The sequence below is a fragment of the Micromonospora sp. LHW51205 genome (assembly GCF_003315815.1).
GTDB lineage: Bacteria > Actinomycetota > Actinomycetes > Mycobacteriales > Micromonosporaceae > Micromonospora > Micromonospora chalcea.
Genome location: NZ_QMEZ01000009.1, coordinates 199,887 through 223,479 on the forward strand (window position 1 = coordinate 199,887; position 23,593 = coordinate 223,479).

Annotated in this window: 29 protein-coding genes and 2 tRNA genes; 10 read left to right on the top strand and 21 right to left on the bottom strand. The window is 72.4% G+C overall.

Annotated features, from left to right (window positions below):
• Positions 1-5: 5 nt before the first annotated feature.
• The 17 genes from DQE82_RS26860 to DQE82_RS26940 form a co-directional block, all read right to left on the bottom strand.
• Complete coding sequence (locus DQE82_RS26860; RefSeq protein ID WP_113974566.1) at positions 6-200, bottom strand: hypothetical protein; 195 nt, start codon at positions 198-200, stop codon at positions 6-8.
• Between the two features lie 3 nt (positions 201-203).
• Positions 204-1,418 carry a hypothetical protein gene (locus tag DQE82_RS26865; RefSeq protein WP_113974567.1) on the bottom strand — a complete coding sequence of 405 codons (1,215 nt, stop codon included), beginning with the start codon at positions 1,416-1,418 and terminating at the stop codon, positions 204-206.
• A gap of 11 nt (positions 1,419-1,429) precedes the next feature.
• On the bottom strand, positions 1,430-1,783 hold the full coding sequence (locus tag DQE82_RS26870; protein WP_233514797.1) for a hypothetical protein: 354 nt from the start codon (positions 1,781-1,783) through the stop codon (positions 1,430-1,432).
• Positions 1,776-1,991: a hypothetical protein gene (locus DQE82_RS30590; protein ID WP_147265174.1), complete on the bottom strand. Its 216-nt coding sequence runs from the start codon at positions 1,989-1,991 to the stop codon at positions 1,776-1,778. The genes DQE82_RS26870 and DQE82_RS30590 overlap by 8 nt, the downstream gene beginning before the upstream one ends.
• A complete protein-coding gene (locus DQE82_RS26880) occupies positions 1,988-2,863 on the bottom strand; it encodes a hypothetical protein (protein ID WP_113974569.1) in 876 nt (291 codons plus the stop codon). The genes DQE82_RS30590 and DQE82_RS26880 overlap by 4 nt, the downstream gene beginning before the upstream one ends.
• Before the next feature lie 86 nt (positions 2,864-2,949).
• Positions 2,950-3,522, bottom strand: a complete 573-nt coding sequence (locus tag DQE82_RS26885) for a hypothetical protein (RefSeq protein WP_113974570.1) — start codon at positions 3,520-3,522, stop codon at positions 2,950-2,952.
• Positions 3,519-4,220 carry a hypothetical protein gene (locus tag DQE82_RS26890; RefSeq protein ID WP_113974571.1) on the bottom strand — a complete coding sequence of 234 codons (702 nt, stop codon included), beginning with the start codon at positions 4,218-4,220 and terminating at the stop codon, positions 3,519-3,521. The genes DQE82_RS26885 and DQE82_RS26890 overlap by 4 nt, the downstream gene beginning before the upstream one ends.
• Positions 4,217-4,411 (bottom strand): hypothetical protein, encoded by a 195-nt coding sequence (locus tag DQE82_RS26895; protein WP_113974572.1) that lies wholly within the window; start codon positions 4,409-4,411, stop codon positions 4,217-4,219. The genes DQE82_RS26890 and DQE82_RS26895 overlap by 4 nt, the downstream gene beginning before the upstream one ends.
• On the bottom strand, positions 4,408-4,635 hold the full coding sequence (locus tag DQE82_RS26900; RefSeq protein ID WP_113974573.1) for a hypothetical protein: 228 nt from the start codon (positions 4,633-4,635) through the stop codon (positions 4,408-4,410). Before DQE82_RS26900 ends, DQE82_RS26895 begins: the two co-directional genes overlap by 4 nt.
• Entirely contained in the window at positions 4,635-4,886 is a 252-nt protein-coding gene (locus DQE82_RS26905; protein WP_233514798.1) for a hypothetical protein, read from the bottom strand. Before DQE82_RS26905 ends, DQE82_RS26900 begins: the two co-directional genes overlap by 1 nt.
• The gene (locus tag DQE82_RS26910) at positions 4,879-6,522 is read right to left on the bottom strand and encodes a UvrD-helicase domain-containing protein (protein WP_199496119.1); all 1,644 of its coding nucleotides are present in this window, start codon (positions 6,520-6,522) and stop codon (positions 4,879-4,881) included. Before DQE82_RS26910 ends, DQE82_RS26905 begins: the two co-directional genes overlap by 8 nt.
• Entirely contained in the window at positions 6,522-7,814 is a 1,293-nt protein-coding gene (locus DQE82_RS26915) for a hypothetical protein (protein ID WP_113974574.1), read from the bottom strand. Before DQE82_RS26915 ends, DQE82_RS26910 begins: the two co-directional genes overlap by 1 nt.
• Positions 7,811-8,038: a WhiB family transcriptional regulator gene (locus DQE82_RS26920; RefSeq protein ID WP_233514799.1), complete on the bottom strand. Its 228-nt coding sequence runs from the start codon at positions 8,036-8,038 to the stop codon at positions 7,811-7,813. Before DQE82_RS26920 ends, DQE82_RS26915 begins: the two co-directional genes overlap by 4 nt.
• Positions 8,035-8,340 carry a hypothetical protein gene (locus DQE82_RS26925; protein WP_113974575.1) on the bottom strand — a complete coding sequence of 102 codons (306 nt, stop codon included), beginning with the start codon at positions 8,338-8,340 and terminating at the stop codon, positions 8,035-8,037. The genes DQE82_RS26920 and DQE82_RS26925 overlap by 4 nt, the downstream gene beginning before the upstream one ends.
• Positions 8,337-8,684: a hypothetical protein gene (locus tag DQE82_RS26930; protein WP_113974576.1), complete on the bottom strand. Its 348-nt coding sequence runs from the start codon at positions 8,682-8,684 to the stop codon at positions 8,337-8,339. Before DQE82_RS26930 ends, DQE82_RS26925 begins: the two co-directional genes overlap by 4 nt.
• Positions 8,681-9,115: a hypothetical protein gene (locus tag DQE82_RS31525; protein ID WP_113974577.1), complete on the bottom strand. Its 435-nt coding sequence runs from the start codon at positions 9,113-9,115 to the stop codon at positions 8,681-8,683. The genes DQE82_RS26930 and DQE82_RS31525 overlap by 4 nt, the downstream gene beginning before the upstream one ends.
• A 78-nt stretch (positions 9,116-9,193) precedes the next feature.
• Positions 9,194-9,439, bottom strand: coding sequence for a MerR family transcriptional regulator (locus tag DQE82_RS26940; protein ID WP_113974578.1), 246 nt, complete (start codon positions 9,437-9,439; stop codon positions 9,194-9,196).
• 264 nt (positions 9,440-9,703) lie between these two features.
• Here DQE82_RS26940 and DQE82_RS26945 point away from each other — a divergent pair, with 264 nt between their 5' ends.
• The 4 genes from DQE82_RS26945 to DQE82_RS26960 all read left to right on the top strand — a co-directional run bounded on the left by DQE82_RS26945 (position 9,704) and on the right by DQE82_RS26960 (position 12,913).
• Positions 9,704-10,123, top strand: a complete 420-nt coding sequence (locus DQE82_RS26945) for a helix-turn-helix transcriptional regulator (RefSeq protein ID WP_158560017.1) — start codon at positions 9,704-9,706, stop codon at positions 10,121-10,123.
• A 5-nt stretch (positions 10,124-10,128) separates the two neighbouring features.
• Positions 10,129-11,313 (top strand): site-specific integrase, encoded by a 1,185-nt coding sequence (locus DQE82_RS26950; RefSeq protein ID WP_113974580.1) that lies wholly within the window; start codon positions 10,129-10,131, stop codon positions 11,311-11,313.
• A gap of 336 nt (positions 11,314-11,649) precedes the next feature.
• Complete coding sequence (locus DQE82_RS26955) at positions 11,650-12,339, top strand: DNA alkylation repair protein (protein ID WP_113974596.1); 690 nt, start codon at positions 11,650-11,652, stop codon at positions 12,337-12,339.
• A gap of 40 nt (positions 12,340-12,379) precedes the next feature.
• Positions 12,380-12,913 carry a YbhB/YbcL family Raf kinase inhibitor-like protein gene (locus tag DQE82_RS26960; protein ID WP_043327783.1) on the top strand — a complete coding sequence of 178 codons (534 nt, stop codon included), beginning with the start codon at positions 12,380-12,382 and terminating at the stop codon, positions 12,911-12,913.
• 53 nt (positions 12,914-12,966) lie between these two features.
• On the opposite strand, the gene DQE82_RS26965 is transcribed toward DQE82_RS26960, so the two are convergent.
• Positions 12,967-13,671, bottom strand: a complete 705-nt coding sequence (locus DQE82_RS26965; RefSeq protein WP_043327784.1) for a class I SAM-dependent methyltransferase — start codon at positions 13,669-13,671, stop codon at positions 12,967-12,969.
• Between the two features lie 208 nt (positions 13,672-13,879).
• Between DQE82_RS26965 and DQE82_RS26970 the strand changes: the two genes are divergently transcribed.
• The gene (locus DQE82_RS26970) at positions 13,880-15,658 is read left to right on the top strand and encodes a hypothetical protein (protein ID WP_113974581.1); all 1,779 of its coding nucleotides are present in this window, start codon (positions 13,880-13,882) and stop codon (positions 15,656-15,658) included.
• A 4-nt stretch (positions 15,659-15,662) separates the two neighbouring features.
• Here the strand turns inward: DQE82_RS26970 and DQE82_RS26975 are convergent, their stop codons facing one another.
• A complete protein-coding gene (locus DQE82_RS26975) occupies positions 15,663-16,445 on the bottom strand; it encodes a hypothetical protein (protein WP_113974597.1) in 783 nt (260 codons plus the stop codon).
• A gap of 320 nt (positions 16,446-16,765) precedes the next feature.
• Here DQE82_RS26975 and DQE82_RS26980 point away from each other — a divergent pair, with 320 nt between their 5' ends.
• Entirely contained in the window at positions 16,766-18,298 is a 1,533-nt protein-coding gene (locus tag DQE82_RS26980; RefSeq protein ID WP_064448840.1) for a peptide deformylase, read from the top strand.
• Between the two features lie 66 nt (positions 18,299-18,364).
• On the opposite strand, the gene DQE82_RS26985 is transcribed toward DQE82_RS26980, so the two are convergent.
• Entirely contained in the window at positions 18,365-19,486 is a 1,122-nt protein-coding gene (locus DQE82_RS26985) for a globin domain-containing protein (RefSeq protein WP_043327787.1), read from the bottom strand.
• A gap of 122 nt (positions 19,487-19,608) precedes the next feature.
• Between DQE82_RS26985 and DQE82_RS26990 the strand changes: the two genes are divergently transcribed.
• Positions 19,609-20,382 (top strand): CPBP family intramembrane glutamic endopeptidase, encoded by a 774-nt coding sequence (locus DQE82_RS26990; RefSeq protein ID WP_030499361.1) that lies wholly within the window; start codon positions 19,609-19,611, stop codon positions 20,380-20,382.
• A 91-nt stretch (positions 20,383-20,473) separates the two neighbouring features.
• Here DQE82_RS26990 and DQE82_RS31255 read toward each other — a convergent pair whose 3' ends face one another.
• Positions 20,474-21,529, bottom strand: a complete 1,056-nt coding sequence (locus tag DQE82_RS31255; RefSeq protein WP_233514800.1) for a hypothetical protein — start codon at positions 21,527-21,529, stop codon at positions 20,474-20,476.
• 493 nt (positions 21,530-22,022) lie between these two features.
• Here DQE82_RS31255 and DQE82_RS27000 point away from each other — a divergent pair.
• From DQE82_RS27000 to DQE82_RS27010, 3 genes are all read left to right on the top strand, one after another.
• Positions 22,023-22,113: transfer RNA gene (locus DQE82_RS27000), tRNA-Ser, on the top strand.
• Positions 22,114-22,148: 35 nt separating this feature from the next.
• Positions 22,149-22,221, top strand: a tRNA-Arg gene (locus DQE82_RS27005).
• Positions 22,222-22,497: 276 nt separating this feature from the next.
• Positions 22,498-23,565, top strand: coding sequence for a polysaccharide deacetylase family protein (locus DQE82_RS27010; RefSeq protein ID WP_043327788.1), 1,068 nt, complete (start codon positions 22,498-22,500; stop codon positions 23,563-23,565).
• Positions 23,566-23,593: the final 28 nt, after the last annotated feature.

Consider the following 23,593-nt stretch of genomic DNA (forward strand, 5'->3'; position numbering starts at 1 on the left):
GCTCCTCAGCGGGTGGTGCGGGTGCGGATGAGGCGGAACAGCGGGCGGATGGCGAGGGACACCCACACGGCGGCCAGCGCGGTGAGGATGGCGCCGGCGGGGTTGAGGTGGGCGTCGCTGGCGGCTGCGAGGGCGAGGACGGTTGTCACCCCGGCGATGAGGGCGAGGGCGATGACGGCGGCGGCGGTGCGGGCGGGCACCGGTCAGTCCTCCCACTGAGAGCCGTAGGCGTCGGCTGCTGCCGCCAGCTCGCCGAGAGCTTCTCTGCGGGGCAGGACCGTGTCGCGGGCGGCGTGCACGCCTAGGGCGGCGCGGATCAGCCGGGTGATGGCGTCGTGCTGGCGGCCGTCCTGCGTCTGCGCCTCGGCGGCGTCCTCCAGCGCGTCGAGGGCGGCCAGGACAGCCTCCGCACACCGCTCCCGCACCGACAACGGCATGAACGGGTCCACGAGGGTCAGCGTGCGGCTGAGGGCGTTGAACACCACGGCGTGACGACGCCGAGCATCCTCGGCCGTCCCGCCGTACTCCGGCAGCCCCACCACCTCCTGCGTCGAGCACGTCCAGCAGCGCTGGTCCTCGCCCGCCGGCATGGTGCGCGGGTACGTCTCCCCGCACGTCGGGCAGCGGCCGCCCGGACCGGCCAGCCCGGCGTCGACGATGGCGCGGACGGCGGCTGTGGCGAGCCGGCGGGTGGCGGTGGGGTCGGTGGCGAGCATCGACCAGGCTTCGCCGAGGCCGTCCTGTGCGGCGTCGATGGCGTGCTGCTCCCAGGCGGCCGGACGGATACCCCGCGCGTGGGAATCGGCAGAACCGAGGACGGGCTCCGGGGCGCCGGGCACCGCGTCGGCGTACGCCCGGGCGAGGCTGCGGATTGTGCCGTGGGCGGTGGCGACCTGCTCGTTGAGGGCCTTGATGGTGGTCTTGTGGGTGGTGAGTTGCTGGCGGAGGACGTCGCGGGCTTCGCGCATCTCGTCCAGCTCGGCGCGGAGTCGGCTGGCGGCGGCCGGGGTGTCGTCGACCTTGTCGCCGGGGAGCATGCCGAGGGCTTGGGCGGTGGCGTTGAGGACGGCGCTCTTGTGGTTGCGGTCGGCTTGGGCGTCGCGGAGGTCGTCTCGGGCCTCGTCACGCTCGCGGCGGAGTTGCTCGACGAGGGGTAGTCCGAGGTCGCGGGTGGGGATGCGGTCGTTGGCCGGGGTCGGCTGGGTGGCGTGCCGGGTGGTGGGGAGTGCGGCGAGGAGGGCGATGGTGGCGACGTAGTCGACGCGGCCGGGGTGGACGATCGGCATGGTCTGGTCGTTGTTGAGGCGTTGGAGGGCGTGGGCGGCGGTGTTGATGGCGTTGCGGGCGTTGTCGGGTCCGATGAGGTCGGCGAGGCGTCGGGCGGGGGTGCGGTGGTCGGGGGTCGGGTTGGTGGTCACGGCGGGTCTCCTCAGGCGCTCAGGGCGGGGGCGTGGATGGTCTGGATGGGGCGGTGGAGGCGGGGCTCGTCGACGTGTCGGCGGGACGGCGCGGTGTCGAGTGCGTCGGCCTGGCGGGCGATCTGTCCCCGGCGGGAACGGCGCGCGCGCCGTGGCGTCACCTGCTCGGCCATGCTCTGGCCCCACCGCTCGGCGCACGGCTGGCAGACCTTCATGCGCTCCCAGGCGGTGTTGCCGATGTACTCGTCGCCTGGGGGCATCTCGGCGTACAGGTACTGCTCGCCGGGCTGGATGGTGTTCTCGCAGGGCTGGGCCTGGCAGTCGTGGGGCTTGCGGGCGGTGCGGATGGTGCGGATTTCAGCCATGGCGGCGGGTCTCCTCGATGTCGTGGCGGATCTGGCGGCAGCGGGCGCGCCAGGCCTGCGGGCTGGGTGGCCATGCGCCGTCCCAGGGGTCGTCTGGGTCGGCGGCCGGCGGCGGGGTGGCGTGGGCTTGGGCGCGGCGGATGGCTTCCTGGGCGGAGGCGCGGGCGCGCTTCATGCCGGGGGTCAGGTGTCGGTATGGGGTGGTCATCCGGCGCTCCGGCGGCTGAGGGGGATGACGGGGGCGAGTCCGGTTGCGGGGGCGCGGCGGCAGAGCGGGCAGCGGGGTCGGCCGTCGGGGCGGTTGCCGGCGGCGAAGGCGCGGCCGTGTGTCGGGCAGCCGGAGGGCTGCGGGTCCGGCGTTACCTCATCGACAAATTCCGGCTCTTCGGGCTCGGTCGCGCGCGGACCTGTCAGGGCCGTACGGACCTCTTCGTCGGTTGGGTGGGTGGTGTTGTGTCTAGGTCCGTGGTGGGTGGCGGGTCCCTCCGGGACCTGCAGGTCAGTCCTCACGGGACCTGCAGGTCGGGTGATGTCAGTCCCTGCGGGACCTGCAGGTCGGTCGGCGGCGGGTGTGTCTGCGGGTCCCTCCGGGACCTGCAGGTCGGATTTCTGCGGGTCCTCCTGGGACCTGCAGGTGTCGGCGTCTGCGGACGGCTCGGGGCGCTTCCGGTACCGGCCTCGGGTCTGCTCGCGCACCCGCTCGACCTCCAGGCGGTGCTTCGCGGGCGACCACACCTCCAGGCCGGTCCGGTCGAGCAGGTCGTTCGGGATGGTGAGCTGGTATTCGTCGGCGAGGCCGGGGCGGGCTCCGGCTCGCACGAGGCGGAGCAGTCCGGCGCGGACGATGACCTGGACGGCTCGCTTGGCGGTGCCGTGGTCGATTTCGAGGTCGACGGCGAGGCGGGGCAGGCCGGGGCGGACACGGGAGCCGTCGGCGTCGGCGTAGTTCGCGGCGCGGTAGCCGACGGCCTTGATGACGCGGCCGGTGATGGTTTTGCCGGCCACCTTGACCGTGCCGAAGCGGATCCGCGCGAGTAGGTCGGTCCACTCGCGTACGGTCGCGTTCTCAAGGTCGGTCACCGGTGCTCCTGGTCTGCTGGTGCGGTCTGGTGCGGTCTGGTGCGGGGTGGTGGCCCGGGCGCCGGCGTGACGCCCGGGCCACCGGGTCACTCGTCGGCGTTGCGGGCGGCGGCGAGGGACTGCTGGAGGTCGGCGTACTGCTGATCGGAGACGCGGAGGTCGTTGCGCAGCTCGTCGGCGATCCGGCGCTCGGCGGCCAGGTCGGCGCGGACCTTCTCCAGCTCGGCCTGCGTCTTCTCGGCGCACATCTCGACCTCGCTGGCCCGTTCGGTTGCGCGGCGCAGCGCCTCCAGGTCGCGGGCGTACAGCACCTCGCCGTCGACCACGTCGTAGATGCCGTCGCCGGTGGCGGAGATGTACTCCTTCACGCGCTGTGCGGCGTCGACCGGGTCGGGCAGGTCGCGGCTGTCGTCGGCGATGTCGTCGGGCTGGCCCGGCAGGACGTCCACGTGGGTCAGGGCGATGCAGGACGACTCGCCGCGCACCCGGACGACGGGGGTGTGTCCGCCGAGCAGCCACGCCTTGCCGTCGGTGAGGTCGTACTTGGGGGCGTCGTCGCGGGTGCCGGTCCAGTAGCGGACCCAGGTCACGCTGCCGTGCTCGGCGTTGAACTCGTCGACGACGGTCTGCGGGTCGGTGGTCGGGGTGTCGGTGCTCATGCGGCTCGGGTCTCCTCGGTGGGCGGGATGGTGCGGGTCGTGGTGTTGATCGCCTTGATCAGGCGGCGGGCGTGCGCGTTGGTCAGCCGAAGCCGGTACCGGGCCTGCCCCGGCGTCAGCCCGTCGGCCAGGAGGCGACGCATCGCCTCGATCAGGTCCACCTCGCCCAGCCGGTCCGCGCCGAGCCGACCGGCGAGGAGCTCCGTCACCGCCCACTCGTCGATGACCGGCGCGTCCGGGTCGGTGGTGTCCGGCTCGCAGGTGGGGTCGTCGATGTCGTGCCAGGCCAGCGGCCCATGCCAGCCCTTCGCCACGGCCCGCTGAGCGGCGATCGGCGACGGCCCGGGCCGGTCACACAGCTCCCGGTACACGGCGGCCACGCGGGCGGCGCTGCTGTGGTGGACACCGCCCGTGTCCAGGGCGAGGTGTTGCGCCCCGCGCCAGCTGGTGCCCAGCCGCTGCCCCAGGTCTTCCCACCGCCAGCCGAGGACGGCGAGGGCCTGGAGGCGGCGGCGGGTGCCGGTGCCGTCGATGTACGCCGGCTGGGGTCGGCCCTGCCGGTGGCGCTTGTTGTAGAGGCGGTGGTCTTCGCGGGCGTGGGGGCAGCGGCAGTGCTGCCGGTATGCGGAGTTGTCGCCGTGCCGGGGCGCGGCGCAGTTCGGGTCGATGCGTCCCAGGTCGGGGAGTCGGCGGGTCACTGGTCGCCTCCGATGCGGCGGAGCTGTTCGGCGTGGGCGGCGTCGACCTGCTCGACGGCCGCCTGGTCGTGTGCGGCGTTGGCCTCGGCGCGGCCGCAGATGCACGGCCGGTTGCCGTTGTGGTCCGCGGGGATCACCCCGGACGGCGTGTACGGGTGCGTCCGGACCGGCCGGCGGCTGCGGCGGGTCACGGCCGGTCCCCGTAGATCTCGGGGGCGGTGATCCGGCCCTTCACCACGTCCTTGGGCAGGTGGCCGATGTGGAAGTGGCCGGCCACGAGGGTGCATGGGTACTCGCGCATGCCCGCGCGGTTGCGGTGCTCGCGGATGACCTTGCGGGCCTGGCGGCGGCTGGAGTAGAGCCGCTTGGCGTGGGTGTTGCAGTAGCCCATGTGGCCGGGTCGCTGGTCGGTCATCACGCGCCGCCTCGGGCCTGGGCCAGCTCGGCGATGCGGGCTTCCAGCCGGGCCACTTCCCCCAGCCAGGCGGGGGTGTCGTCGGCGACCGCCCGGGCGAGCAGGTCGGCGTCCCGCTCCCGGCCGGGGGTGTCGCGGGCCTCGCAGTACGCCACGTACCGCTCCCCCATCGCGTCGAGGTCGGCCGGGGCGGGCCGGGGGCCCGGGGCCGGCAGCGCGCCGACCCCGGGGAACTGGATGACGTCAGCCACGGGGGGCTCCGGCGGTGACCGGGGCCGGCCAGGTGGCGCGCACGGCCGGGTCGCACAGGAAGCACGGCCGGGAGCCCGTGCACCGCGGCGCCGGGCTGCTGCCGGCGTGCTCGTCGGCCAGCTCGGCGAGCGGGTCCGGGGCGTCCGGCAGGATCGCGTGCTCCGGGTACACCTTCCCCGTCACCGGATCTGGCGACCGGCCACCGCTGGTGTACCGGTCCACCCAGGCCAGCCCGTACCGGTCGAGCTGCCGCTGCGCCCGCGTCACCGCGACGTACGCCAGCATCACCTCGTCGGCGGCGATCCGCGCCGACCCGTCCTCCTGCACCTTCGGCTCCGGGAAGTCGTCGGCGATCTTCACCGACTGCCACTCCCGGCCCTTCGCCTTGTGCGCGGTGGACACGACCACGTCGGCGTACCGCTCGTCGACCAGGGCGTCACACACCCGCATCACCTCGTGCGGGCCGTGCCGGTCGATCAGCCGGACGAACACCCGCAGGTCCGCGCCCGCGGCGTCCATCTCGACGTACTCCTGCACCTCCCGCCAGGTCGCGAAGGCGAACAGCTCCGGGTGGTCCGTCGGCGCGCCGGCCTGCAACCGCTGGGCGGCCTCGGCCATGCGGCGGATGTCCTGCCCGCCGCCGACCAGCGCCGGACGGCGGCCCTGCCCCAGGGCGTCCATCACCCGGACCATCGCGCCGCCGTTGGAGCGGCACAGCACCGCGTCCGGTACGGCGACCGGCTCCACCCGCGACGGGATCCGGTCGTAGCCGGTGAGCCGCAGGTCGGTGTTGTCGAGCAGCGACAGCCACTTGTTGGCCTCGTCCGCGACCGCCTGCCCGAACCGGAAGGACTGGCTGAGCTGGAAGCGGCGGCCGTCGAAGCTGGCCATGGCGTCGGTGGCGCCGCGCCAGCCGTAGATGGCCTGCGCGCGGTCGCCGACGAGGATCCGCTGGGCGGGCTGCCGGGAGACGAGACCGGCGACGGCCGGGTTGGAGTCCTGGGCCTCGTCGAGCAGCACGTAGTCGGCGTGGATCACCGGGTCGGCGAGGATCCACATCTTCAGGTACATGTCGTGGGTGAAGCGGAGCTGCCCGTCGAGGCGGGTCAGGTCGGTGTCCCAGGCGCGCTGGGCGACCGGCACGAGGTACTTCGCGAGTTCGGCCTGGCCTGCCCGGTCGAGGCCGTTGACGAGCGGCACGTTCATCCGCTGCACGGTGCGGTCGTCGCTGTAGCAGAACCGCTGGATGGTCTCGCCGACGAGGCGGGCGAGTTGCTGCGGGGCGAGCGTGACCTGGCCGACCTTCACCGGCTCGTTGAGGCCGAGGATGATCGCGGCCTGCCGGGCGGGCACCCGGGGGCCGTTGAGGCGGTGGGCGTACTGCCGGCCGACGGCACCGTAGGCGAAGGAGTGTGCCGTCTTGCAGGTCACCGAGGCGGGGAACTCCTTGGCGGCGTCGGTGGCGATGCTGCGGTTGTAGGCGAGGTAGGCGCCGCGGCGGCGTCCGGCTTCGCGGGCGAGCATCTTGAGGGTGCTGGTCTTGCCGGTTCCGGCGCCGGCCTCGATGGTGAGGTCGTGGCCGGCGCGGGCGGCGTCGATGATTTCGGCCTGTTCCGGGGTCGGGGTGTGGCTCATCAGGCGGCCTGGCCTTCCTGCTCGGCGGGCGGGTTGCTCTGCGCGACGACGGCCTCCAGCCGGGTGATGACCTTGTCGGCCTCGGGGAGGCTGAGCTGCCGCTGCGTGGTGATCTGCCGGCCGGTGACCTCGGACAGGAACCGGAGCCGGTCATCCCGGTCGGTGAGGTCGACCTCGCGGCACAAGGCGTGGATCTTCTTGTGCATCGGCTCGGTGGCCGGGTTGGACGGGATGAGCTGCTCCTTGCGGATCCGCCACTGGCCCTGGAAGTGCTCGGCCTCGGCCTGGCTGATCCGGCCGTCGTTGACGGCCTCACCGGCGGCCCGCCAGACCCGGCGCAGCCCGGTCTCGTCGGTGCACTGGGCGAGATCGTCGAGCAGCCCGGTCGCGGCGGCCGAGAGGGCGGCGGGCGGGCCGGAGACGGGCCGGGCGGCCGGCGGCGCCGACACGGGCCGCTCGTCGTCCGGCTCGGCCGGCTGCAACGCGACCAGGTCCCGGGTGTGCGCCTCAGCCGGCGCGCACCGCAACGTCTCGAAGACGATGTTCTCGACGGTCCAGTCCCGGGCCAGCTCGATCGGGTCGTCGTAGCCGGGCCGGATTCCGACGTGCACCGACCGGACACCGATCACCGTGCCGGGCTTCGACCGGTCGAGGCGGATCCAGCACGACACGTCGAAGCCGAGCGTCTTGTGGCCCTCCACCCGGTAGTCCTTCGTGCCCGCGATCGGCGCGCCCTTGTCGTCGAGGGCCGCGACGTCCTTGCCGCGGGCCGTCAGGAGGACGATGCCGGGGAAGGTCATCAGGGTGGTCATGAGCTTGCGGTGACGGGCGCCGGCCTCGTTCCACAGGTCCATGCTGATCTTCGGCTCTTCGTCGGCGGCCAGCAGCGGCTTGTTGTACTTGCGGGCCTTGGCGTTGTGCCGCTGGCGGGCCTTGTCGGACGCCCAGTCCTTGAGCAGGTCCCACTCGGCGGTCATCGAGTCGATGACCAGCACGACGGGCGGCTGACCGGCGTCGGCGGCGCGGGCGGCCTCGGCCTTCACGGCGTCGACCGCGCCCTGGATCTGCGCCCACGTGCCGTCGTGCTCGACGACGAGGTAGTTCGCGCCGGGGATCGCACCGTACTCGTCGGCTGCGCCCTCGCCGAGGTCGATCCAGTACATCTGACCGATCCGGGGCGAGGTGGAGAACTGGGCGCAGGCCCAGGACTTGCCCGACTTCTCGCCGCCCTCGATGAGGATGAGGGGCCACGGGACGCGGCCGGTCGGCTTGCGGGTCTTCAGGGCGGTCATGCTGCTGCCTTCCTCTTGAGCTCGCGGCGCTCCTCGCTGGTCTTGCCGCCGTAGATGCCGAACCGGTCGTCGTGGTCGAGCGCGTACCGCAGGCACGGCTCCTGGACCGGGCAGCGAAAGCAGATGGCCTTTGCGGCCCGGGGCGAGCCGCCCTTCTCCGGGAACCACAGGTCCCCGTCCACCTGGCGGCAGATGCCCTCGGCCATCCACGCCTCGGTGCTCACCGGGCACCTCCGGCGAGCGCGTCGTGGATGCGGGCGGGCTCCAGGCCCGCGACCCGCAGGACGCCCAGGTGCTCGTCGACGACCTCGCGGTGCGGGACGGCGGCGATGGCGGGCAGCGCCGGGCGGGCCGGGGCGGCGAGTCGGCGGCGGCCGGCGGCGGGACGCTCGGCGAGGCCGTTGCGGAGCAGCTCGGCCCACTCGGGGGTCGCGCCCTCGTGCTCCGGCTCCAGACCGAGGCGGGTGGCGACGGCGGCCTTGAGGTACTGAAGGGTCGTGATCCGGCGCGGCGTCGTGGTGGTCATCGGAAGTCCTCGGGGTCGACGTTGGCGAGGAACGCGGTCATCTCCGCGATCGCGGACGGCTCGACAGCACCGGTGGCGATGTCCAGCTCGTCGCGCAGGTCGGCGTTGCGCTCCTGGAGGTGGCGGACCTTCGCCCGCTCGCGGTCCAGGTCGGCGGCGAGCCGGTCGCATGCCTCGCCGAGCAGCTGCGCCTTGGCGCGGTAGGAGCGGATCCGGGCGGCCTGGCGGGCGCACCGCTGGGACAGGCCGGTGATCTGTCGGTCGCTGCGGTGCAGGGCCAGGGCGAGACCGGCGGTGGTCAGGAGCAGCACGACGGCGAGGTAGGCGAGGATCAGGGTGATCACGCGGCACCTCGCTCGCGGCGGTCCTGCTCGGCGGCCGTCACGTGCTGCTCGGCCAGAGCCCGCAGGTCGAACGGCGGCAGCGACACCACCGGCGTCATGTACGTGCCGTCGGGGGCCGGGTACTCGCCGAGCGCCACCCCGCGCCAGTACGCGCACTCATCGTCGTGGGGCTCGCCGGGCAGGTGCCCGCACAGCGGGTCCGCGACGGTGACGGTGGCCGGGTGGCGGGTGCCAGCGGGGATGGTCTGCACGCCGGGCGGGACGGGGACGGTGTCGTCGAGGTCGGCGCGGTCGTAGCGCATCGCGTTGTGCTGGGGGCCGATGCGGGACGGCATCGGGTTCTCGACGGTCGGCTTCGGCTGCGGCACCGGTTTCGGCGCCGGCTGGGCTCCAGCGGCCCAGGCGATCGGTTCGGTACTCTGCGGGTGCATCTGGACTCCTTGATCGCGTCTTGGATCCGGGTGAAGGGAGCCCCTGGGCCGTTCGCGGCGGCCGGGGGCTCGCGTCTTTCAGGCGGCGGTGCGCCGCTGGCGGGGAACCCGCGTACGGGCCGCGGCCCGGGACGGCGTACCGAGAGCCGGGCGCGAGTCCGCCCTCTTGATGGCCTCGATGTGCTCCGGGTCGAAGACGACCCCGCGCACCTTGCCGGTGCGACGGTGCGGAACGGTGCCCGCGGTGACCCGGTCCCGCAGCGTCCACGGCGACATGCCGAGCACTGCGGCGGCCTGCTTGATGGTCAGCGGCTGCTCGCCCACAATTCCTCCCTTCCTCAGTGCTTCTCAGTCGTGCTCAGTTGCGAGCGCACATGCAAGGTAGCACTTGATTGCGCACGCGCAACACCCGGACAAGGGGGTAGCTCTGGCATCATCTGAAAGTGCTAGCCGCGCAAGCGCACAACTGTCTATGCCCTGGGAGGCAACAGGATGGCCGCCGAGCCGAACAATCCGCGCCATGACCAGGGCATATTGCGTGATCACACGCATGTGACAGCGCGCGCAACGGTGCGGCAAGATGCGCGCGTGCGCACAGTCGATTGGCCGGAACGAGAGGCGTTCATCGCCCACCTCGACCGGCTCAAGCAGGCCCGGGGCATCCGGTACGACGCCGCCATCGCCGAGATGGCCGAGTTCCACCCCTCGGTGATCAGCAACTGGCGGTCGGGCAAGCAGCGCCCCAGCCTGTCGTCAATCGTGCAGCTCGCCGACGCGCTCGACGTCGACAAGTACGACCTGGCCGCCCGCGCCGGCGTAGCCGAAGGGCTCGCCCGCGCCTCGGTGCCCACCCAGCTCCCGGACGAGATCGAGCTACTCATCGACCAGTGGCAGACCGCCGACCCCAACCGGCGCGTCGAGCTGCTCGCCCGCGTGCAGTTCGTCACCGAGTGGTTCGAGGCGACGACTCCACGGCCGGGTGACGGCCGCGCGCGCAGGGCTGGCTAAACCCTGTGTGGGTCGAGCGGCATGGGCCCGGCTGGCGGATCCGTGAGCAGGTCGGCGGCCGGAAGGTCACGATCGAATCCGGCTACCCGAACAAGACCGCCGCCAAGGCCGCCGTCGCCCGGATGAGCACCGACCGGGCCCGCGGCGAGTACATCGACCCCAAGGCCGGCCAGATCCTGCTCGGCGTGTGGATCGACGCGTGGTGGCCGTCGTACGCCAGCACGCTCAAGCCGACCACCCAGCGGACCGAGGGCAGCCGGATCCGCAACCACATCCTGCGGCTGCTCGGCCACATCCCGCTCGGTGAGCTGGACACCCTGACGATCCAGCGGTTCGTGTGGCAGCTCGTCGCCGGTGAGAAGCACCCCACCGAGCCGGGTCGGTGGCTGCGCCGGCCGGTGGCGCCGAAAACGGCCCGCAACGTGCACGCCATCCTGCACAAACTGCTCGACGCTGCGGTCGCGCAGCGGCTCATCCGGGTCAACCCGGCCGGGTCGACCGGCCTGCCGAAGGTGCGCCGCCAGGAGATGCGGTTCCTCACCACACCCGAGATCGAGCGGCTCCTGGCGGCCTGCCCCGACCACTGGCGGCCCCTGGTGCTGCTGCTCGTGGCCACCGGCCTGCGGTACGGGGAGGCGACCGCGCTGCGAGTCGGCCGGGTCGACGTGCTCGCCGGCCGCCTCGAGGTCGTCGAGGCGATGCACGACGGCATCGGCGGTGTGCCGATCTTCACCGACCCGAAGAGCGAGCGCAGCCGCCGCACGGTGACGTTCCCGCCGGTGGTCGGGCACGCCCTGGCGCCGCTGCTCGTCGACCGGCAGCACGACGATCTGCTCTTCACCGACCTCGACGGGAAGCGGCCGGTGACGCGGAACTTCCGCCAGCGCGTCTGGCCCCGCATCCTGGCGGAGGCGGGGCTGGGACGGGTACGGCTGCACGACCTGCGGCACACCCACGTCGCGCACCTGATCAGCGCGGGCCGCCCGTTGACGGCGATCTCCCGGCGGATGGGCCACGCCTCGATCTCCGTCACCTCGGACGTGTACGGGCATCTCCTCACGGAGGTCGACGAGGGGATCCTCACCGCCGTGGCCGGGATGCTGCCCGCCCCCCGTGGGGGGATCGTGGGGGGAGTGGGAACTGAGCAGGGCGGAGATCGACTGATCTCACCTGATCCCACGAGCAGGTGAAGGCGCTTCCGGCCCCCTGACCTGGGACGTGAACCGGGTTCGAATCCCACACCCTCCGCCAACTCCCACCCCGCCTCGCCTCGGTCTGCCGCGCGTGCGGACACATGGGCGTGTCGCCCCGGAAGTAACCATCGCCTCTGCGGCTTATGACTGCTCTCTTCTTCGGCGACCCCCACGGCGAGTCTCGGCCGCACCGGATGTGCCTGACACCGCGCGAGTTGCCGGAATCGGGGGAACGCGATGAGACGGGACGACGCTGACCGGCGGGGCGGCGGAACAGCGGGAGCGCCGGGCGCGGCCGTAGGCTGCGGGACACGGATGCGGCGGGAGGGCCTGGTGGCGGAGACGACGACGGTGGCCGAGGTGACGGCCGAGCTGGCCGCGCTCGACGATCCGAAGATCCGCGCGGTCAACGAGCGGCACGGCGACGACCACGGGGTCAACCTGGGCAAGCTGCGGGCGGTCGCGAAGCGGCTGAAGACGCAGCAGGACCTCGCGCGGGAGCTGTGGGCGACCGGCGACAGTGCGGCGCGGCTGCTGGCGCTGCTGATCTGCCGGCCGAAGGCGTACGGGCGGGACGAGCTGGACGCGATGCTGCGCGAGGCGCGTACGCCGAAGGTGCACGACTGGCTCGTCAGCTACGTGGTGAAGAAGAGCCCGCACGCGGAGCCGCTGCGCCTGGCCTGGTCGGCCGATCCCGATCCGGTGGTGGCGAGCGCCGGCTGGGCGCTGACCACCGAGCGGGTGGCGCGCAATCCGGACGGGCTGGACCTGGCCGGTCTGCTCGACGAGATCGAGGCGCAGATGGCCGGCGCGCCGGAGCGCCTCCAGTGGGCGATGAACCACTGCCTCGCGCAGATCGGGATCGAACATCCGGCGTACCGGGAACGCGCGATCGGCATCGGCGAGCGGCTCGGGGTGCTCAAGGACTACCCCACGCCGCCGGGCTGCACGTCGCCGTACGCGCCGGTCTGGATCAACGAGATGGTGCGCCGACAGCACGGCGGCCCGGACAACGGGGTATGAAGGGGCGCAGGACATTCGCGTACCCGGAAGGACCGTTTCGATGACCCTGGAACGACCGATCGCCCCGGACCCGTACGAGCTGCTGCCGACGGTGCCGTCGTTCGACCTGACCAGCGAGGACGTGCACAACGGCGAGCCGATGGACGCGCGGTACGCGCACGGCAGCACCGGCGGCGAGAACGTCTCCCCGCAGCTGTCCTGGTCGGGCTTCCCGGCCGAGACCAAGAGCTTCGTGGTCACGTGCTTCGACCCGGACGCCCCGACCGGCAGCGGCTTCTGGCACTGGGTGCTGGTGAATGTGCCCGCGTCCGTCACCGAGCTGCCCAGCGGCGTTGACGAGGGCGACCTGGGCGGCGCGTTCAGCGTCCGCAACGACTACGGCGAGACCGGCTACGGCGGCGCCGCGCCGCCCGCCGGGGACCGCCCGCACCGGTACGTGTTCGCGGTGCACGCCGTGGACGTGGACCGCCTCGACATTCCCGCCGGGGCGAGCCCGGCCTTCGTCGGCTTCAACCTGGCGTTCCACACCCTGGCCCGGGCGGTCATCCGCCCGACGTACCAGATCAAGGAGTGAGGTGTAAGGAAGGGCCCCTTGTTAACAGACGTCTGTTAACAAGGGGCCCTTCCTTACACGCGGGCGACCGCGAAGACGGACTGGCCGAACGGCGGGCGGACGCGCTGCTCGGCGGCCTTGGTGACGGGGAGCACGAGCGTGTCGTACACCTTCACCATCGGGCCCTCCTTCGGCATCAGCCGGAAGACCTTGGTGGCCATGAAGTAGCCGATCAGGCCGAGCGCGTTGGCGTAGTGGATCCGCTCCACGGTGAGGCCGGCCTCGGTCATGGCCGCGGCGAGCGTCTTCTTCGTGTAGCGGCGGACGTGGCCGGTGGCGATGTCGGCGGGGCTCATGGCGAACTGGAACGCCGGCACGATGATGACCACCGCGCCGCCGGGGCGGACCAGGTCGCGCATGCTGCGCAGCGCGCCCACGTGGTCGTCGATGTGCTCCAGCACGTTGTACGAGACGGCCGCGCTGTAGTCGCCACGCTCGTGGTGCGGGAGCAGCATCTGCCGGACCTCGACGCCCGGGTGGTCGGCCAGCCGCTCCTTGAGCTGGACCAGCCGGTCCGGGTCCGCCTCGGTGGCGGTGATCCGGGGCACCTGCTCGGCCCACGCGGAGGCGTAGTCGCCCAGGCCGCTGCCGATTTCGATCGGGTTGTCACCGAGGTAGGGCACCGCCAGCTCGACGAACCACTGCCGGTGGTTGACAGCGGTCGCGAGGCCTTCGAGCACCTCGGACTGGACGCGCTGGTCCCCAGTGATTTCTGCCATGCGTCGATTCCTCACGATATGACTGACCCGCGCCTGGACCGTCAGAGTCAACCATCTGGATGGCTGAGGGGGAAATCGGGGGACGGAGGGGGGCCGAATTGTGATGCGGAGGGGTGCCTGATCGGCGGTCGGCGAACTCGGCACATAGTACGTGAGTCTGCGGAACATTGCACCTGCCGGTCATACCCTGACTACGCTCTGAAATGTCATGACTACTCCGGAATCAGCGGCGGACCCGGCGAAAACGGGGCACGGCAGGCGGATCGATGTGCTCGCCGTGCTCAGCTTCGTGCTGCTCGCGCTCTGGGTCACCGCCCGGTTGTGGGTGGACCCCCGCAACGGGATCCGGGACAATCGGACAGATCAGGCGCAATTCGAATGGATGATGGCGCATGGTGCGCGCGTCGTCACCGATTTCGCCTATCCGTTCACCTCGGCCCGGATGAATGTGCCGGATGTCGTCAATCTCATGGCCAATACGTCCGTATTATCTGTTTCATTACCGCTGACCCCGGTCACGCTCTGGGCGGGTCCGCGTTGGTCATTCCTGATTTTCCTCACCCTCGGGCTCGCCGCCACCGGCGTGTCCTGGTATTTCCTTCTCTCCCGAGTTGTCGTGCGGTCTCGCGGTCCGGCCTGGCTGGGTGCCGCCTTCTGCGCGTTCGCGCCGGCGATGATCTCGCACGCCAACTCGCACCCCAACATCGTCAGCCAGTTCGTGGTGCCGTTGATCATCTGGCGGACGCTGCGCCTGGCCGAGCCCGGCCGGTGGCTGCGCAACGGCGTACTCCTTGCCCTGGTGATCGTCTGGCAGGCGTTCCTCAACCTGGAGATCCTGCTGATGACCGCCATCGGCCTCGGTGTGGTGGTGCTCGCGCTCGTACTCGGCCGTCCCGCGCTGCGCTCGGCGGCCCGCCCGTTCGCCGCCGGACTCGCCGTGGCCGCGGTGGTCGCCGGGGCGCTGCTCGCGTACCCGCTCTGGGTCCAGTTCTTCGGTCCCGGCGCGTACAGCGGGCTCTCCACGCTGATCCGGGGCTACTCCACCGACCTCGCCGCGTACGTCGCCTGGTCCCGGGAGTCGGTGGCCGGTGACGCCCGGGGCAGTGAACCGCTGGTCAAGAACGCCACCGAGGAGAACGCGTTCTTCGGCTGGCCGCTGGTGATCCTGGTGGCCGCGCTGGTCTGGTGGATGCGCCGCAACGCGGCGGTGCTCGGCCTGGCCGCGGTCGGCCTCGTGTTCGCGCTCTTCTCGCTCGGCCGGGAGATCCGCTACGACGGACGCGACACCGGCATCCCCGGCCCGTGGGCCGCGCTGGAGAACCTGCCGGTCCTGCACTCGGTGGTGCCCACCCGCTGGTCACTCGCGCTCACCCCGATCATCGGCGTGCTGCTCGCGCTCGGCGCCGAGCGGGTCCGCCGGCTGGCCGCCCGGCATCCGGACGCACGCGGGCAGATCCGGTTCGCCACCGTCACCGTGCTCGCGATGGCGCTGCTGCCGATCCTGCCCACCCCGCTGCCGGCCAAGCGCCTCGAACCGACCCCGACGTTCGTCACCTCCGGCGCCTGGCGCCCCTACGTCGCCGACGGACGCAGCATCGTCACGCTGCCGCTGCCCGACACCACGTACGCGGTTCCGCTGCGCTGGTCCGCCGAGACCCGGCTGGACATGCCGCTGGCCCGCGGCTACTTCCTCTATCCGGACACCCGCCCCGGCGGGGACCGGATCGCGCTGTTCACCGCGCCGCCGCGTCCCACCAGCACGTTCTTCGAGACGGTACGGCGCACCGACGCGGTTCCGCCGATCACGCCGCAGGACCGGGTGGCCGCCGTCGACGACCTGCGCTACTGGCGGGCCGGCGCGGTGATCCTCGATCCCCGGCTGCCGCAGGCCGACGCGCTGCGCCGGGCGATGACGGAGCTGAGCGGGATCACGCCCACCCGTACCGGCGGGGTGTGGTTGTGGGACGTCCGGCCGCTGGCCGACTGAGCGGTCAGCCCTGGCGGACGCAGCAGCCCTGGCACACCTTGGGCCGGGGCAGCGTGAACGCCAGGCAGCAGGTGCGCCGCTGCACTGTCGGCTCGCCGGCCGGGCCGGGCACCAGTTCGACCAGGTCGTTCAGGTCGAGCGCGCCGAGCAGCGTGCCGACGGTCGCCACGGACGAGCCGGGCAGCGCGTCCGCCGCGCGCAGGATGCCGTGCGCGATGCCGGAGGCCACCGAGCCGAGCAGCGTACGGGTGCCGATCCGCACCTCGCCCTGGATGGCGGCGATCAGCGGGGCGAAGTGCGCGTCGAGCAGGGACGCGCGCAGCGCGCCGAGCAGGGCGGCCTCGTCCGGCACCACGACCACACCGGGCGCGCCGGCCAGCGCCAGCGGGTCACCGGGCAGCATCGCCACCGGGGTGGACGCGCGCAGCCCCAGCGTGAGCAGCTGGTGGTGGTCCTCGAAGTGCACGAGGACGTCGGCCGGGTCGAGCAGCGGCACCCGCCGGGCCGACGCCCAGCCGAGCACCGCTGGGAGCGCCGTCCAGTAGCTGTAGGACTTCCACGCGAGCGCGGCACAGGCGTGCGGGGTGCCGCCCCAGCGGCGGCCGGCGCGGGTCAGGAACTCGGGAAGCAGCGTGCCGTCGATCAGCCGGGCGGCCGGGGACCAGCGGTCCAGCTCGTCGCGGACCAGCAGGCCGGGCGCGAGCCCGGGCAGGTCGTCGGTGCCGAACATGGCGCGCAGGGTCGCGGTCACCGGGGCGAACGGGGTGGCGGCGTCGCGCCCCGGCATCACCGCAGTCACCTGGCCGTCCCCTGTCTGGTCGCCCTGTCGGCCGGCGCGTGCCGTCGACCGAAGCTAAGGCTAGCCTAACCACTCCCTCGGCGGGAGGGGAAGTGACGTCGCGGTGTCGCGGGGAGGTCCCGGTCACTCCGGCGCCGGTCGCGTACTACCCGGCCCGGAAGACGAAAAACGCCGCCGGAAACGGCGACGCACGGTGTAAGGATCGATGCGCTCCGTTCAGATGTCAAGGTGTATGTCGAATATGAGGCAGTTTCCGTACACGTTCGGCCACCCAACGTGAAAATGGGCTTCCCGCCACGAGGAAGCTGATGACGACCTCACCGATCGAGCGTGCCGCGGACTCGTTCGCGGCGGAACTTGCCCGGCACCGGACCGGCCGAGGGCTGTCCAAGAAGCAGTTGGCGACGCTGATGGGCTTCGACCCGTCCTACGTCAGCCACGTCGAAGGGCGCCGGCACCGGCCCACCGAGGACTTCGCCCGCCGCGCCGAGGCCGTCCTGGAGGCCAGCGGCGCGATCTGGCAGCGCTTCCGGGAGTACGACGAGCTGCGGCACGGCCGCGCCGGCGGAGCGCACCGCGACCCGCCGGTCCCCGGGCAGTGGCTGCCGCCCGGCACCGGCCTCGTGGTCGAGCGCGAGGTGGCCACGCTCACCCACATCGGCGACGGCTACCACTGCGCGATCCGGCGGGAGCTGTACAACGCGGGCACCGAACCGGTCACCCGCTACCTGGTCCGGGTCGCCGTCGACCGCTACCCGAACGACCCGGGCCGCTCCAACCGGCACCACCGGGAACACCCGCTCACCTTCGCCGAGCTGCAACTGACCGCGTACCGGGACGACGGCAACGGACGCGAGCCGATGCACTGGCGGGCCAAGCACGACCGGGACGCGTTCAAGGAGATCTGGCTGCTCTTCGAGAACGACGAGGGACGCTTCCCGCTCTACCCGGGCGACCGGGTCACCATCGAGTACGCGTACCGGGTCGGCCAGGACAAGTGGGGCCCCTGGTTCCAGCGGGCCGTACGCCTGCCCACCCGGCACCTGGCGGTGCGGCTCGACCTGCCCGCGGACCTCGACCCCAAGGTGTGGGGCGCGGAGACCTCGCTGTCGGCCGAGGAAGGACCGCTGCGTACGCCGATCCAGCGTGCCTCCGACGGCGACCGGGTGATCTTCGACTGGGGGACCGACGACCCGCCGCTCAACGCCCGCTACCGGATGCAGTGGCGGTTCCGCAGCCCGCAGGCGGACGCCGAGCCGGACAGCGCGCCCACCGGCGGCGCCCGGGTTCGGGCCAGCGACCGGATGCGTGCCGTGGGCATCGTGCAGCGCGGCGACGACCTGCTGCGGCAGCCGGCCCGCCAGTTCGACCTGCCGGCCGAGGAACGGCACGCCCGGCAGGTCATCGACCGGCTCGCCGCGATGCTGGCCCGGCTGGACGAGCTGCACCCCTTCAGCAAGGGCGTCGGCCTCGCCGCGCCCCAGCTCGGCATCGGCTGGTCCGCCGCGCTGGTCCGGCCCGCCGACCGCGCGGCCGAACCGGTGGTGCTGCTCAACCCGCGCGTCGTGGACACCGCCGCCGAGACCGACGAGCAGTACGAGGGGTGCCTCTCCTTCTTCGACCACCGCGGCCTGGTGCCCCGGCCGCTGCGGATCGACGTGGAACACGCGCTCTGGGACGGCAGCCGGGTGATCACCTCGTTCGAGTACGCGATGGCGCGGCTGGTCGCGCACGAGATCGACCACCTGGACGGGCGGCTCTACGTCGACCGGATGGCGCCCGGCGTGCCGCTCGTGCCGGTGGAGGAGTACCGCGAGACCGGCACCCCCTGGCGCTACTGAAACGGGGGGCCGGGTCGCGTGCCCCAGGGGGCGGGGGCACGCGACCCGGCTCGGGGGGAGCAAGGTTCAGAGGTTGCCGAACGTGTCGTACCGGATGTGGTCCGGCGGGACGTCGTCGGCGGCGAGCGCCCGCAGGGTGGCCCGGACCATCGCGGCCGAGCCGGAGACGTAACAGTCGTGCGTGGTCCACGGCCCGTACCGGGTGACCACCTCGGACACGTCACCGAGTTCGCCGCCGAAGTCCGGGTCCTCGCTGCACGACGGCGTCACCGACAACCACGGGTGGGTCGCGACCAGGTCCTCCAGGCCGGCCAGCCCGTACAGCTCGTCCGGGCGGCGCGCGCCGTAGAAGACGTGCACCCAGCGGGTGCGGTTGACCCGGGTCAGCTCCTCCACCAGCGCCTTGATCGGCGCCAGCCCGACCCCGCCGGCCACGCAGAGGACGTCCCGGGTGGACTCCGGATCAAGCGTCATCGAGCCCATCGGCGCGGCCACCCGCAGCAGGTCACCCGGCTTGGTGCGGCGCACCAGCGCCCCGGACACCCAGCCGGCCGCGCCGGGCGGCGTACGCACGTGGAACTCCAGCACGTTCTCCTCGTTCGGGGCGTTCGCCACCGAGTACGTCCGCCACACCCGCGGGTGGTAGCGGGGCACCTCCACGCTGACGTACTGCCCCGCCTGCCAGGGCAGCGGGTGCTGGAGCGCGCGTACGGTCAGCACCGCCGTGTCCGGGCCGTGCCGCTCGTGGGTGAGCACTTCGGCGTGCCAGTACGGCGGGTTGCCGTCGGCCTCCGCGCCGGCCAGCATCCGCGCGCTGATGCTCGCGTACGCCTCCCGCCACGCCTGGTCGTACTCCAGGTTCCAGCCGTCCCCGGCGGTGCTGCGCAGCGCGTCCAGCAGCGCGACACCCATGGTCGCGTAGTGCTCGGCCGTCACGTGGTACTTCCGGTGGTCCCGGCCCAGCGCCCGCAGGTACTCGTCGAAGCTCTCCGGGTCGCCCACGGTCTGGGTGGCGGTGACGATCGCCTCCAGGATCCGGTCGCCCTGCCCGTTCATCTGCACCGGGAAGAGCTTGCGCAGCTCCGGGTCGAGGAGGAACAGCCGGGCGTAGAAGTGACCGCTGAGCCGCTCCCGGTCCTCCTCGACCAGGGCCCAGCTCTCCTTCAGCAGCCGCGCGAAGTTCTCCACAGGGGCACGCTCCTTCTCCGTACGGGCGGATCGGCAGCCATAGAATCTCCACGGAGCGTGTACGTCGGTCGCACAGACTGTGCGATCGCCGGGCCGGGACGCCGAAGTGATTTCATGGTCCGGTGACGGTTGACGAGCTGGCCCGCCCGGTCTCCCGCCGGATGCTGGGCACCGAGACGCTGCTCGTGCTCGGTCTGTCCCTCGGCCAGTCGGCCGTGTACGCGCTGGTGTCGCTGATCGCGAAGCTGACCGCTACCGGTGGGCTGTCCAAGCAGACCGCCGCGCTGAACACCTCCGCGTCGGCCCGGCCCTACCTCGACCTGACGTACCAGCTGCTCGGGATCGTCTTCGCGCTGCTGCCGGTGCTGCTCGCCGTACACCTGCTGGCGCGCGACCCCGGCGACCCGGCGCGGACGCTCGGCGTCGACTTCCGGCGGCCCGGCTCGGACCTGGCGCGGGGCGCGGGCCTGACCGCGCTCATCGGCCTGCCCGGGCTGGCGCTGTTCTGGGCGGCGGCGCAGCTCGGCCTCAACGCCACCCTGGTCCCGGCCGCGCTGCCCGACCTCTGGTGGACGGTGCCGGTGCTGATCCTCGCCGCCGTGCAGAACGCCGTGCTGGAGGAGGTGATCGTGGTCGGCTACCTCATCACCCGGCTGCGGCAGCTCAACTGGCGGATCGGCGCGGTGCTGGCCACGAGCGCCCTGCTGCGCGGCTCCTACCACCTCTACCAGGGCTTCGGCGCGTTCGTCGGCAACGCCGTCATGGGTGTGATCTTCGGGCTGTTCTACCTGCGCACCCGCCGGGTCGCCCCGCTGATCGTCGCGCACACGCTGCTCGACATCTTCGCGTTCGTCGGGTACGCGATGCTGCCCAAGTCCTGGTTCGACTGGCTCTGATCCCGGCTGCCGGCCTGATGGCTTCGCCGGGTCGGCGAGGTGGCGGTGTCGCGGCCCGACGGCCCCCGCCACCTCGCCGAACCGGCGTCGATCAGGTACGGCCGGGCCGGTACCGGGCGACCGCCCGCGCGGCCACCCGCTCGGCCGTCGCCGTGCCGCCGATCGCCGCCGCCAACGCCGCCGCACCCGGCAGGCGCCGGGCGGCCAGCCGCAGCCCGAGCCACCCGCCCGCCTGCGCCGCCACCGGCGTCGCCAGCCGCCACGCCGCCTCCGCCACCCGCCCCCACGGCCCGTCCGCCGGCTCGTCGGCCGCGCGAGCCGCCGCCAGCGCCGCCCGGGCGGTGCCCTCGTCCGGGTGCACCAACGTCAGCACCAGCAGCTCGGCCGCCCGATCCGGATGCGCCGGATCCCGCCCGTACGCGGCGGCCAGGTGCAGCACCAGGTTCGCCTGCGTCCACAGCACCGCTGCCAGCTCCGCGACCGGCGCGAACATCCCGGCGCCGGCCGCCAGCGCTCCACCCGTACCGGCCATCCGGACGAACCGCCGCGTCGCCAGCCGGGCCACCCCGTCGGCGTCCGCCTCCGGGTAGGCCCGCCGGACCTGCGCCACCCAGTCCCGGGCGCGCGGCCCGAGCGCGTCCACCGCCGCCAGGGCCAGCAGCTCCGGCGCGAACCCGGGGTGGTCGCGCAGCTGCGGCCCCACCGCCCGCCAGCCCCTTTCCGGGGTACGCGCAGCGTGCCGGCCGTCGACGGTGGCCGGTGAGGTCTCGGTCTTGTCGTGCGGCTGCTCTTCTTCCGGCGGGTCCAGGGCGGGCGGTTCGGTCTTGCGACTCTCGTCGACGGCGGGGTGATCGACGGCCAGGGCTTGATCGCCGGCTGCGGCTGCGGGCTCGGCGGCGTCGACCGCTGACGCGGGTGTCTCCGGTGCCGGAGGGGTCGCCGTGACGGCGGTGGCGTCCGTGGCCGCCGTCGAGGCCTCCGTGGTCGTGGGGGTCTTGGCGCTCTTGGCGGTCCGGGTTGCCTTCTTGACGGCGGGAGCGGCCTTCTTGACCGGGGGAGCGGCCTTCTTCGAGACGGCCTTCTTCGCGGTGGTCGCACGGCGGGTCCGCTTCGGCGTCTCGTCCTCGCTCGGCGGCTCGGTCGGCACCGACTCCTTGGCCGGACGGCGTGATCGCGCGGCCGGCTCGGGGGAAGGCGTACTCGCTTCGGCCTCCGCGGGCACGGGGTCGGGCTGCGCGGCGGCAGGCGTACCCGGATCGTTTGTCGAAGGCTCGGCGGCCGGGCGTGGTCGCGGTGCCGGCGCTGCGGCGTCGGCCGCCGGCGGCTGGAAGACGACAGTCGGCGCGGCCCGGCGCGGACGCCGGGGTGGCGGTGTGTCGCTCGTCGCGCTCCCGGCGGGAGGCTCCGGCGTGGGTGGCGGGCTGAACGTGGGTCGGGTGGAGCGGGTCCGCCGGGCCTTCGCGGCAGGCTCGCGACGGGGCGGATCGCTCGGCGGCTGCTCCTGCATATCGATGGAGCGTAGCCGTGGACGTGATCTGGCACACGACGGAAACGCGTCGTGAGGGCCGGTCCCGGCATCCGCTTTGCCCCGGGCGGGTGCGGGCCTGTATCCTCGGGCGCGGTGACCTCAGGGTCACCAGGGAGACTTCGCCTAGTCTGGTCTATGGCGCCGCACTGCTAATGCGGTTGGGGTCTTAAAGCCCCTCCCGGGTTCGAATCCCGGAGTCTCCGCGCGAAAGCCGGTTGTGTAGACTGGCCGAGCACAAGCGCCCGTAGCTCAACGGATAGAGCATCTGACTACGGATCAGAAGGTTAGGGGTTCGAGTCCCTTCGGGCGCACAGCAGTTGAGGGGCCGCTTCGGGAAACCGGGGCGGCCCTTTTTCGTGCGCTCCACCGGCGGTCATGCCGCCTCGCGTCGCCCAGCCACCGAGCGATGGCAACTGATGGGTCCGGATGCGCAGCGACTGACTGGGAGCCGATCCTTCCGGAAAACTTCCGGAAAATCATTGACCTGTTCGAAACGCCGCTGCAATACTCCGAACACTGCGACATCAGCATGCGTCGATTGAAGCCATGCGTCGTCAGGTGTCACTCGTCCCAAGGAGGACCTGCGCATGTACGCCAGCATCCGCGGCTCCCGCCGCCCGTCCACTCCCCGAAAATCGCGTCTCACCTTCCGGTTGGCAGTGCTCGCCTCCACTGTGGCGCTGGGCGCCGCCGGCCTTGCGGTCGCCGCCACTCCGTCCAGCGCCGCCACCTGCAACGGCTACGTCGGCCTCACCTTCGACGACGGACCGACCGGCAGCACCAGCGCCCTGTTGTCCGTGCTGCGCGCGAACGGCGTACGGGCGACCATGTTCAACGTCGGCCAGAACGTGCAGAACAACCAGTCCGCCGCGCGGGCCCAGGTCGACGCGGGCATGTGGGTGGCCAACCACAGTTGGAACCACGCGCACATGACCTCGATGAACCAGAGCCAGATGCAGTCGGACCTCTCCCAGACCAACTCGGCGATCCAGGCGGCGACCGGCGTCCGGCCGCAGTTGTTCCGCCCGCCCTACGGGGAGACGAACTCGACCCTCCAGTCGGTCGCCTCGTCGCTCGGCCTGCGCCAGGTGATCTGGGACGTCGACTCCCAGGACTGGAACGGCGCCAGCGTCAGCCAGATCGTCTCCAACGCCAGCCGTCTTCAGGACGGCCAGGTGATCCTGATGCACGACGGCATTCAGAACACCCGCGACGCGATTCCGCAGATCATGGCCAACCTGACCAGCCGCAACCTCTGCCCGGGCATGATCTCACCGAGCACCGGCCGAGCGGTGGCCCCGGACGGAACTCCGCCGCCGACCACTCCGCCGCCGACCGGCACGCCGACCACTCCGCCGCCGACCACTCCGCCTCCCAGCGGCGGATGCACAGCGACGGCGACGACCCCCAACGTCTGGGGTGACCGGTACAACACCTCGGTGACGGTTCAGGGGGCCAGCAACTGGACCGTGGTCGTGGCTCTGACCCCGCCGCAGCGGGTCTCCACCACCTGGAACGGCTCCCCCAGTTGGGACAGCACCGGTTACGTGATGACGATGCGGTCCAACGGCAGCGGCAACACCTTCGGCTTCACCACGATGATGAACGGCAACAGCGGCGCCAGACCGCAGATCCGTTCCTGCACCGCGGGCTGATCCCGGTGGCCCACCCAGGTCACCGGAA